This is a genomic window from Mycobacterium sp. NGS67 (assembly GCF_059812185.1).
Genome location: NZ_JCALCF010000058.1, coordinates 1 through 10,416 on the forward strand (window position 1 = coordinate 1; position 10,416 = coordinate 10,416).

General features: G+C 67.4%; 10 protein-coding genes. 7 read left to right on the forward strand and 3 right to left on the reverse strand.

All coding sequences use genetic code 11. The features are described from left to right. Together AC5Y4D_RS26840 and AC5Y4D_RS26845 are read right to left on the reverse strand one after the other, a co-directional pair. Entirely contained in the window at positions 1–786 is a 786-nt protein-coding gene (locus AC5Y4D_RS26840; RefSeq protein WP_500038707.1) for an SDR family NAD(P)-dependent oxidoreductase, read from the reverse strand. A 96-nt stretch (positions 787–882) separates the two neighbouring features. Next, positions 883–1,317, reverse strand: a complete 435-nt coding sequence (locus AC5Y4D_RS26845) for an SRPBCC family protein (RefSeq protein WP_500038708.1) — start codon at positions 1,315–1,317, stop codon at positions 883–885. Between the two features lie 181 nt (positions 1,318–1,498). Between AC5Y4D_RS26845 and AC5Y4D_RS26850 the strand changes: the two genes are divergently transcribed. Both AC5Y4D_RS26850 and AC5Y4D_RS26855 read left to right on the forward strand, forming a co-directional pair. Continuing rightward, the gene (locus AC5Y4D_RS26850; RefSeq protein WP_500038709.1) at positions 1,499–2,278 is read left to right on the forward strand and encodes an SDR family oxidoreductase; all 780 of its coding nucleotides are present in this window, start codon (positions 1,499–1,501) and stop codon (positions 2,276–2,278) included. Between the two features lie 357 nt (positions 2,279–2,635). Beyond that, positions 2,636–3,028 (forward strand): DoxX family protein, encoded by a 393-nt coding sequence (locus AC5Y4D_RS26855; protein WP_500038710.1) that lies wholly within the window; start codon positions 2,636–2,638, stop codon positions 3,026–3,028. On the opposite strand, the gene AC5Y4D_RS26860 is transcribed toward AC5Y4D_RS26855, so the two are convergent. Then, the gene (locus AC5Y4D_RS26860) at positions 3,025–3,390 is read right to left on the reverse strand and encodes a bleomycin resistance protein (RefSeq protein ID WP_500038711.1); all 366 of its coding nucleotides are present in this window, start codon (positions 3,388–3,390) and stop codon (positions 3,025–3,027) included. The genes AC5Y4D_RS26855 and AC5Y4D_RS26860 overlap by 4 nt on opposite strands. A gap of 45 nt (positions 3,391–3,435) precedes the next feature. Here AC5Y4D_RS26860 and AC5Y4D_RS26865 point away from each other — a divergent pair, with 45 nt between their 5' ends. The 5 genes from AC5Y4D_RS26865 (at position 3,436) to AC5Y4D_RS26885 (ending at position 10,411) form a co-directional block, all read left to right on the forward strand. Then, a complete protein-coding gene (locus AC5Y4D_RS26865; RefSeq protein WP_500038712.1) occupies positions 3,436–6,117 on the forward strand; it encodes an ATP-binding protein in 2,682 nt (893 codons plus the stop codon). Between the two features lie 84 nt (positions 6,118–6,201). Continuing rightward, positions 6,202–7,191, forward strand: a complete 990-nt coding sequence (locus AC5Y4D_RS26870) for an NAD(P)H-dependent flavin oxidoreductase (RefSeq protein WP_499946042.1) — start codon at positions 6,202–6,204, stop codon at positions 7,189–7,191. Continuing rightward, the gene (locus AC5Y4D_RS26875; RefSeq protein WP_499946041.1) at positions 7,188–7,574 is read left to right on the forward strand and encodes a nuclear transport factor 2 family protein; all 387 of its coding nucleotides are present in this window, start codon (positions 7,188–7,190) and stop codon (positions 7,572–7,574) included. Before AC5Y4D_RS26870 ends, AC5Y4D_RS26875 begins: the two co-directional genes overlap by 4 nt. A 129-nt stretch (positions 7,575–7,703) precedes the next feature. After that, positions 7,704–9,638, forward strand: a complete 1,935-nt coding sequence (locus AC5Y4D_RS26880; RefSeq protein WP_500038713.1) for a methyltransferase domain-containing protein — start codon at positions 7,704–7,706, stop codon at positions 9,636–9,638. Continuing rightward, positions 9,635–10,411, forward strand: a complete 777-nt coding sequence (locus AC5Y4D_RS26885) for a glutamate racemase (protein WP_499946039.1) — start codon at positions 9,635–9,637, stop codon at positions 10,409–10,411. Before AC5Y4D_RS26880 ends, AC5Y4D_RS26885 begins: the two co-directional genes overlap by 4 nt. Positions 10,412–10,416 lie beyond the last annotated feature (5 nt).

The following is a 10,416-nucleotide window of genomic DNA, read 5'->3' on the forward strand; positions in this document are numbered from 1 at the left end:
TCAGTCGGGGAAGCCGAACATCTTCACGACCTCGTGGTCGCGGCCGGCCGTATACCCGCCGTCGACCGCAATGGCCTGCCCCGTCACGAACGACGCATCCGGCGACACCAGGAAAGCCGCCATGGCCGCGACCTCTTCGGGACGGCCCAACCGTTGCAGCGCGTGCTCCCTGGTGATCGAGGCTCGCGGACCCTCCATCCCCGGCATCCCGAAAACGCTTTCGGCCAAAGGGGTTTCGATAAATCCCGGGCAGATTGCGTTGGCCCGGATGCCGCTGGGACCGTAGTCGACCGCGATGTTCTTGGTCAGCAGCACCACCCCGGCCTTGGCGGCGTTGTAGGAGCTGCCCCCGGCGGTGCCCTCCAGACCTTCGACGCTGGCCAGCGTCACGATCGAGCCGCGCTCTCCGTCGACCCGGGGCTGCTCGATCATCCGGGCCAGCGCCGCCTTGGCCACCAGGAATGTCCCGGTGAGGTTGACGGCAATGACCCTCTCCCATTCGGAGCGGGGAAGCAGATGCACCGGCCCGCCGCCGGCCACTCCGGCGGAATGGACGACGCCGTCGAGGCGGTCGGGAACCGCGGCGAACACCGCCTCGACCGCGGCCTCGTCGCTGATGTCGGCCGTCACGAAGTGGAACTCGGCGCCGAGGTCAGGCGGTGCGGCCACGTCGGCGCCGATGACGGTGCCACCTTCGTCGAGCAGACGCTGCGCGGCGGCCAGGCCGATACCCGACGCGGCGCCGGTCACGACGAAGGTGCGCGAACGGGCCCGGTCAGCGTTCATGTGTCCAGCCAACCCGGACTACCCCTCGACGGCCGCATTGGACTGATGGAAAAAGTCTTGCACCGCGACCGCCCGTACGACGGGCGTTTCTGAGATTCACTTCTCTAGTTCCCTGGCGCAGGCGTTGAGGATCGCCAGGAAGCTCCATCGCAGCAGCGGGCGGCTGATCTTCTCCATCGCCTTGCCGCCGGCGTACAGCGGGTGGGTGTAGTTGGTCATCCAGTCGACGTGGGTGCCCTCGCCGGTGGGAGTGAACGTCAACGTGCCGCCGTCGTGGTCGAACGCGGGCACCGAGCGCACGATCAGGTAGGTGTAGCTGTGCGGTCGGTCGTAGGCGGTGATGTCCTCGCGGAACCACATGCCGGTCCCCCACACTTCCCGAGTCGCGCCGGCGCCGGGCGCCGGGGAGCCTTTCGCCCATCCGGATCTGATGACCAACGGCGCCGCCGCCAGGCTGGCGGGGTCGGCCAACCAGTCGAAGACCCGTTCCACGGGTGCCGCGATGGTGCGTTCCAGGTGAATCTCGACCATGAGATCTCCTACCTCGCCGCGATGGGCATCGAAGTGGCCGTGTCTGACCCGGCCGGAGCCCCGGGCCGGTGTCCGGCGAGTCTGCCTCAGCCTGAACAGTCACCCGGGGGCGATGGTAGCGTCCGCACATTTCCCGTCCGATTCCCGGTTATCCCCAGCCATCGGCGGGAACGATCTGGGTGTGGCCACCAAAACCGTCGCCGTCACCGGCGCGACCGCAGGAATCGGCCGGGCAACGGCCCTTCGCTTCGACCGCGCGGGTTACCGCGTCGCCGCCTACGGCCGCAACCCCGCGGCACTCGACGAGCTACGTGAGCAATTGAGCCCCGGCGCCGTCGTCGACTCGCTGGAGGTGCAGGACGCCGACGCCTGGGCCACCCGGCTGGGCGAGCTGGCCGAACATACCGGCGGACAGCTGGACGTGCTGGTCAACAACGCCGGCATCCTCAAGGCGGGCCGCTTCGCCGAGATAGCGCTGTCCGATCAGCTCGGCATCATCGACGTCAACGTCAAGGGCACTCTCAACGGCTGCCATTCGGCCTATCCCTATCTGCGCGCGACACCCAACGCGCAGGTCATCAACATGTCCTCGGCGTCGGCGATGTACGGGCAGGCCGAGTTGGCGACGTACTCGGCTTCCAAGTTCGCGTTACGCGGGCTCACCGAGGCACTCGACCTGGAGTGGGCCGCGGACGACATCCGGGTGTGTGCCGTGTGGCCGCTGTTCGTCGACACCGGCATGGTCCAGGGCGTCGACACCGGAAGCACCCGCACGATGGGAATCAACCTCACGGCCGACGACGTCGCCGAGACGGTGTTCAAGATCGCCCAGGGCCGCCCTCGCCTGCCGCACGGTCCGCACTTCGCGGTCGGCAAGCAGGCCAAGGCGCTGATGACGATCGCCCACATCGCGCCACCGTGGGTGCTGCGCGAGATCAACCACCGCGCCACCGGCGTCTAGTACGTGTCGGTGGTCTGCTGGTTCTGACATGGCGCGGCGGTTGAGTCCAGAAGGGTCCGCGCCGGGATTGGTGTAGCACTCGACTTCCGAATTTCCGGCTCGAGCAGGGGTTCACCCGGCCGGTTGGGACGTTCGGTTGCTGCATGACTTCGGTTGTGAAGCCTGGGCATTGAGCGTGAAGTGACGGCTTTCGGTGTGGAGCCTGGGCGGAAAAATCGGCAGGATCCCGCCCAGGATTCACCCGCAACGCCCAGGATTCACCCGCAACGCCCAGGCTTCACGCGCCGAAACCTGCTTCACCGCAGCGCGGCGACGTCTAGTGCGGACCGATTCGGCGCGGCAGGTAACAATGAGGGAATGACCTCCACAGAATTAGCCCCGCGTGACTCTGTCCAGAAAACCGCGTCCCGGATGGGTGCGGGGTTGGTCGGAATGGGGGTTCTGCACTTCGTGGCGCCCAAGCCGTTCGACGACATCATCCCGGTGGAGCTGCCGGGCACCGCGCGGTTCTACACCCACGCTTCGGGCGTGGCGGAGGTCGGCATCGGCGCGTTGCTGTTGGCGCCCGCCACCCGCAGACTCGGCGCGCTGGCGGCCATCACGCTGTTTCTGGGGGTCTGGCCGGGCAACATCAACATGGTCCGGCTGTGGTGGGACAAGCCCTGGTACATGCGTGCCATCGCCATTGCCCGTCTGCCACTTCAGCTTCCGATGATCACTACCGCTCTGAAGATCTATCGGAACAGCTAGAGCGGCGAGCCGACCCGGTGCAGCGTGCCGTCCGGGTCGACGTACGCGAACTCCCGTAAGCCGTAAGGGGTGTCGTGCGGCGGATGCAGTCGGCCGCCGAGACCGTCCAACGCTTTCCACTGGGCGTAGAGCGCGTCGGCGTCGCTGACGTAGAAGTACACGCTGGAGGCGGTGGTCAGCGGGTCGTGTTCGGCCCACTCGGTCAAGTGCAGGGACACCGGGCCGCGGTCGACAAACCCGTACCGATCCGGACCGTCGTAGCTCCGGACGTCGAATCCGAGCCGTCGGTAGCGCTCCAGAGCGGCATCGAGGTTCGCCACGGGCACGATCGGCGCCACCGAAGTGAATTGAGGTTCTGCCACGTCAGAAGTCTGTCACCTGGTTGCGGACTGTGGCATTCTGCCTGAGTGACCGCACTTCCGGGGGTTGCGCCTACCGGGATCGTGACGTTCTTGTTCACCGACGTGGAGGGTTCGACGCGCCGGTGGGAGGCCGACGCCGCCGGCATGCGGACAGCGCTGGCCGCCCACGATCAGGTGCTTCGCCGTGCGATCGAAAGTTGCGGCGGATGGCTGTTCAAGCGCACCGGCGACGGCGTCTGCGCCGCGTTCGCCTCGCCCCGCTCCGCGGTGGACGCCGCGCTGACCGCCCAGCGAGCACTGGAATTGCCGGTGCGCATGGGTTTGGCGACGGGAGAAGCCGAGCTGCGGGACGGAGACTATTTCGGTTCGGTGCTGAATCGCGCCGCCCGGGTGATGTCTGCCGGCCATGGCGGCCAGATCCTGCTGACCGATTCGACGGCCGGGTTGGTCAGCGGGGTCGACCTGATCGATCTCGGGCCGCGGCGACTGCGCGACCTGCCCACCCCGATCGGGGTATTCCAGGTCCGGGCGCCCGGGCTGCGGGTCGAGTTTCCCGCACTGCGCGCCCTGGACACCAGTCGTGGCAACCTGCGGCCGACGTTGACGAGTTTCGTCGGACGCGAGTCCGAGCTCGATCAGGTGCGGGCGGCACTGAAGGTTCATCGGTTGGTGACCCTGGCCGGCGTGGGAGGGGTCGGCAAGACCCGCCTCGCATTGGAGGTCGGGGCGCGGATGTCGGACGAATTTCCGGACGGCGTCTGGTTTTTCGAGTTGGGGGCGGTCACCGACCCGGCCGCGGTCCCCGATGCGGTGGCCGCCGTCTTGGGCATCATGCAGCAACCGGGCAAGAGTGTGGCCGAGAGCGTCGCCTCCGCGCTGGAAGGTCGAGTGCGGTTGTTGATCTTCGACAACTGCGAACACCTGCGCGACGCCGCAGCCGACCTGATCGAGGCGATCCTCACCCCGTCCTCGAGTGTGCGGATCCTGGCGACCAGCCGCGAACGTCTCGAAGTCGCCGACGAACAAGTGTGGTCGGTGCCTTCCCTGGAGTTGGCAGGCGGCATCACCTCGGCGTCCGCGAGCTTGTTCGTCGAACGCGCACAGAGTGTTTCGGCGCGGTTCTCGGCCGCTGATGCCGAGGATGAAAACGCCGTCGTCGAGATCTGCCGCCGGTTGGACGGAATCCCGTTGGCCATTGAACTCGCCGCATCCCGGATGGCGTCGATGTCGCCGATCGAAGTGCGCGACCGGCTCGACCACCGATTCCGACTGCTGGTCGGCTCCCGGCGCGGGTTGAGTCGGCATCAGACACTGCGGCACGCGGTGGCATGGTCCTACGACCACCTGGACGAACCGGAACAGGTTCTCCTGGAACGCTGTTCGACGTTCACCGGTGGGTTCGACCTGGAAAGTGCGTGCGCGGTAGCGGCCGTCGATGCCAGTGACGACTACGAAATCCTGGACTTACTGGATGCGTTGGTGCGCAAGTCGCTGGTGGTCGTGAACCGGATGGCGGGCCGGACACGGTATGCGATGCTGGAGACCATCCGGGAGTTCGCCGAGGAGCAATTGGTCAATCACGGTGTAGCACAGGATGTTCGAAACACGCATGCCCGTCACTTCGCCCGCAGGATCACCGATGCCATGACCGTGTGGGACAGTCCGGAGCAGTGCGAGGCGTACGCGTGGTTCACCGTCGAGCTGGCCAATCTGCGTACTGCCTTCCGCTGGACCGTAGACCGTCGAGACCTCGACGGCGGCGCCACCATCGCCGCCTACGCGGCGTTCCTGGGTTATTCGCTGGACATATTCGAACCGCTGTCGTGGGCGGAAGAATTGCTGGAACCCGCTGTCGCTGCGGACCATCCGTGGCTGACTTTTCTCACGCTGCTGGCGTCGATGTGTTACTCGGCCGGACGGCTGGAGGACGCGGTGCCACATGCCGAAGCCGCCGTGACGTTGCTCGAACGCGATCAGGGCGCGGTGCCCTTTGACGTGCGGGGTTGGCCCAGTGGGGCGTTCACCGTGAGCGGGCAGCGACAGCGCGGTGTCGAATTGAGCCGCAGGCAGTTGGCGCGTCATGGCGATGTATTGACCTTGACCAGGGGCTGTCTGATTTTCGCGCTGGCGATCGAGGGTCCGAACGACGAGGCAATGGCGTTGTGCGACGGTTTGATCGAGGCGGCCGAGGCTACCCGCAATCCGCTCGCGCTCTGTTTCGCACTCCTTGCCGTCGGCTTCACGTTCCGCGACACCGATCCCGCCCGGGCCCTGACGGCGATGCGGCGCGGCCTGTCGATCGCGAAGGATTCCGGCAACCGCAGCAGCGTCTCCCATCTCGCGTCCGTGTTGTGCCGCGTCGAATCGCAGTACGGCGACCCGCTGACCTCCCTCGACTACTTCGAGCTGGCCATCCGCAATCACCACGAGTCGGGCAGCACCACGATGATCAGCACGCCGCTGGCTCTGCTGGCGAGCTTTCTGGAGCGGCAGGGTCGTTTCCAGGCCGCCGCCACGCTCGCCGGTTCGGCGTTCACTCCGGTCACCGCCCAGTCGGTTCCCGAACTCAACACTCTCGTCGCCAAGCTGCGCGACGTGCTGGGCCGCGACGTCTATGAATCCTGCACGCGCGCCGGTGCCGCCATGTCCACCGCCGCGATGGCGAACTATGCCTACGAACAGATCGAGCAGACCCGAACGGAACTCCGGGCCGGCGGCGCGTGCTGAGCTCGATCGGCATCCCGGCGCCGCCGGGCAAAACGGCAACGCCTACCGTAGCTGGCGGAAACAGCACAAATAGGAGACGTCGAAGTGGCATTGACGACGAAGTTCACCGAGGCGTTCGGTGTCGAACACCCGATCGCCCAGGGCGGCATGCAGTGGGTCGGTCGCGCGGAACTGGTTGCGGCGGTTGCGAATGCGGGCGCACTGGGCTTCATCACCGCGCTCACCCAGCCGACGCCGGCCGATCTGGCCAACGAGATCGCCAAGACGCGCGATCTGACGGACAAGCCGTTCGGGGTGAACCTGACGATCCTGCCCGCGATCAATCCGCCGCCCTACGACGAGTACCGGCAGGTGATCGTCGAGGCCGGTATCAAGATCGTCGAGACCGCCGGTTCCAACCCGGCGCCGCACCTGCCGATGTTTCACGACAACGGCATCAAAGTCCTGCACAAGTGCACCTCGGTGCGGCACGCGGTCAAAGCGCAGAGCCTGGGAGTCGACGGCATCAGCATCGACGGCTTCGAATGCGCGGGCCATCCCGGTGAGGACGACATCCCCGGGCTGGTGCTGATCCCGGCGGCGGCCGACAAGATCGAGATCCCGATGATCGCTTCCGGCGGGTTCGCCGACGCCCGAGGCCTGGTCGCGGCGCTGGCGCTGGGCGCCGACGGGATCAACATGGGCTCGCGGTTCATGTGCACCGCCGAATCCTGCATCCACCAGAACGTCAAGGAGGCCATCGTCGCCGGCGACGAGCGCGGCACCGAGCTGATCTTCCGCAGCTTGCGCAACACCGCGCGGGTCGCATCCAACGTGGTGTCCCGCGAGGTCGTCGAGATCCTCAAGGACGGCGGCAGCTTCGAGGACATCAAGGACCTGGTGGCCGGGGTGCGGGGCCGCCGGGTGTTCGACGACGGCGACCTCGATGCCGGCATCTGGAGCGTCAGCACCGCGATGGGCCTGATCAACGACATCCCGACGGTCGGCGAGCTGGTGTCGCGGATCGTCAGCGAGGCCGAGGAGCTGATCACCGGGCGATTGGCAGGCATGACCGCGGCGCGGGCCTCGGTGTGACACCGCCCGTCATCCAGCGGTGGCTGGCCTTCATCGAGTCGGGTGCCCCGGGCGCCCTGGACGAGTTGCTGGACGACGACGCGACGTTCTACTCCCCCGCCGTCTTCACCCCCCAGCAGGGCCGCGCCAAGACCCGCGCCTACCTGCTGGCAGCTGAAAAGCTGTTCGCGGGCAACAACTTCCGCTACCTCGAACACTGGTACAGCGAGAAGTCCGCGATCCTGCGGTTCAGCGCTGAGATCGACGGCATCACCGTCGAGGGCGTCGACATCATCCACTGGAACGACGCGGACAAGATCGTTTCGTTCAAGGTGATGATCCGCCCGCTCAAGGCGCTGCAGGCCATCATTCCGAAGATGGCCGAGCTGCTGGCCGCGACCTGATCGGTCCGGCCGGCTCGACCGCTCCAAGAATCTTCCAAGAATCCTTGTAGATCCCGGCGAGAGCGTTGCCTCGGTAACAACATCGTCACGACGGCCACTTCGGGCGGGTTCGTCGAAAAGGGATCATTCATGACCGACATCGCGCACCCGTCAGCACCGAGCACACGCGAACCGCTCGCCGAGTTGGCTTCGCTCCTTGACGCACTGGCCCGCGTCGCGGTGCGCGGCGAAGTTCCCGGTCCCGACTTGCTGGCCCGCACTGCGGCGGCCCGCCCGCTGCTCTCGACGCTGGCGCAAGAACCCGGCGACGGTGAACCGTACTCCCGGTCGATCCTGCGCGTCGACGACCAGGTGGAGATCATGCTCGCCCGCTGGCGTCCCGGGCACAGTTGCGCCCCGCACGATCACGGCGGATCGGGTGGTTTCGTGGTCGCGGTCGAAGGACTGTTCCACGAGCGGCGATTCGACTGGGCCGGAACACAACTCGCCGTCATCGAGAGAATCCTGCGCGCGCCGGACGCGGCCATCGAGATCTCGCCCGACGTCATCCACGACATGGCCGCCGACACAGGCGGTCTCACCCTGCACCTGTACAGCCCGCCGCCGGCGGGCATGCGGGTCTTCGACCTGGAGCGCGGCGAGGCGCTCGAGCTCGTCGGCGACTTCGGCGCGTGGATCCCGGCGGGTGACCACGTGCGGGTTCCCTTTGCCGACGTCGCGCCGAAACCCCAACAGCGGCCGGTCATCTGGGTGGCGCACACCACCCACTACCGCGGCGGATCCGCCGAGTTCGCGGTGGCCGCTGCGACGATGGGGCGCGAGTTGGCCGCCGCACACCCCGACGCGGAAGTGATCGTCTCCGGGGTTCGGCACAAGGCGGATTTCGAAACCGAACTCGCCTGGCTCGCCCTGTCCGGCAGGCTCATCAGCCAATTGCACTTGATCAGCCATTCGGGCATGTACGGCCCGATGTTCGGCTCGACGGACTGGCCTGAGCAGTTCTCGCCGCACGAATGGCGGGCCATGACGATCCCGTTCACGCCCGATGGTCGCGCCTACTTTCACGCCTGCCGGACCGCGCGCTGGTTCGCTCCGTTCTTCGCCGACGTGTTCGGGGTACCCACGTTCGGCAACCACAACTACACCACCGTGTCGCTTCGCAAGGACCGGTTTGCGTGGGCGGGCCGCCATCCGGCGGCTCGCCCGGATCTTTACCTGATCGCGGCTCCGGGCAAGAAGTCGCACGGCTGGGCCGGCAGCATGCGCAAGTACCTGGGCTGTCCCGCCGAGCCGATGATCGAAAGCCTGCCCGCCGCAACCCAACCCGGGCGTTCCTATGACCGGGTCGCCGAGCTCTACGACCGCGCCTACGCCGACATCCGCGTCCGGGAAGCCGAGTGGCAGTGGGCCGCAAGCCGGTTGGCTGCGGTCCACGACGAGCTCGGCCGACGCGTGCGGATACTGGAAATCGGTTGCGGCAACGGATCTTTGCTGCGCGCGCTGGACGACAACGGCGACATCGACTTCGCCGTCGGGGTGGACAGTTCCGCGGCCATGCTGGCCCGGGCGCGGGAACGCAGCCACGGCCGCGCACGGCTGCGATTCGGTCAGGTCAGCGGACCCGCCCTGGACGTGCCCGACGACCACGTCGACGTGGTGATCTCCTTCCTGTCATTCCGCTATCTGGACTGGGATCCGGTAATGGCCGAGATCCGCCGGGTGCTTGCCCCCGGCGGACGGTTGTGGGTGGTGGACATGGTCGAACAGCCGGCGCGGATGCGCGACCTGCCCGTGCTGGCCCGTTCGGCCGTCGCGCACCTGCGTACCCGCCACACCCGGCCGCAGTTCGCCACCGACCTGACCGCGCTGACCACGCATGCGGACTGGCAAAACATGTTGCGGCACAACCCGATCCGGGCCGAGCACGAGTACCGCTGGTATTTCGGCAGCCGCTTTCCCGACAGCCGCCTGGAGACACTGACGGCAACCATGTCGGCGCGCGTCGTGGCTTTCGATTCCGGGCCCCTGGAAAAGGGGCAGACCGCCCCGTTGTCCTACCCATGACGCCATGCCTGGGCATCGTCGACTGGGGCATCGGCGGCGTCGGTCTGCTCAACGCCCTGGACCGGTCGGTGCCTGGACTGCCGGTGCTGTACTGGTCGGACGCCGGCGCCACACCCTATGGCCGGCTGCCGCCCGACGCGTTGGCCGAGCGCCTGATGACCGTGATTGCCGCCCTCGCCGAACGAGGCGCCACCGAGGTGGTGCTGGCATGCAACGCGGCCAGCACGGTCGTGGACCGGTTGAGGACGGCTGTCGTCCCGGTGGAAGGCATCATCACCCACGGATTGGCCTCGGTACCCGGGGACTTGGACCGCATCGGCGTCGTCGGTGGGCGGCGTACCATCGCCGCCGGTCAGTACCGCCGTGGTCTCGCCCGGCCGGGCCGAGAGGTGATGTGCCGTGTCGCACAACCACTTTCGGCGCACATTGAAGCCGGGCGCACCGGTTCGACGCAGTTCCAGGCCGATCTGGCCAGGATCGTCGCCCCGCTGCGACGGGCGGATGCGCTGGTGCTGGCCTGTACCCACTACCCCGCCGCATCCCGCTGGTTCACCGCGGCGCTACCACAGACCCGGCTGATCGATCCGGCTGAGCACATGGCGGCCGCGATCGCCGCCCGGTACCCGCACCATCAGCGCGCGGACCCGGCCGTCCGGCGGTTTCTCACCACAGGTGACCCGGATGCGATGCGCCGGGGCGCGGCCCGCGCCTGGGGGACGGTGTTGACGGCCACCGCCGTCCGGACGCCTGTGCGCACCGCGTTGGCCTCGTGAGCTGA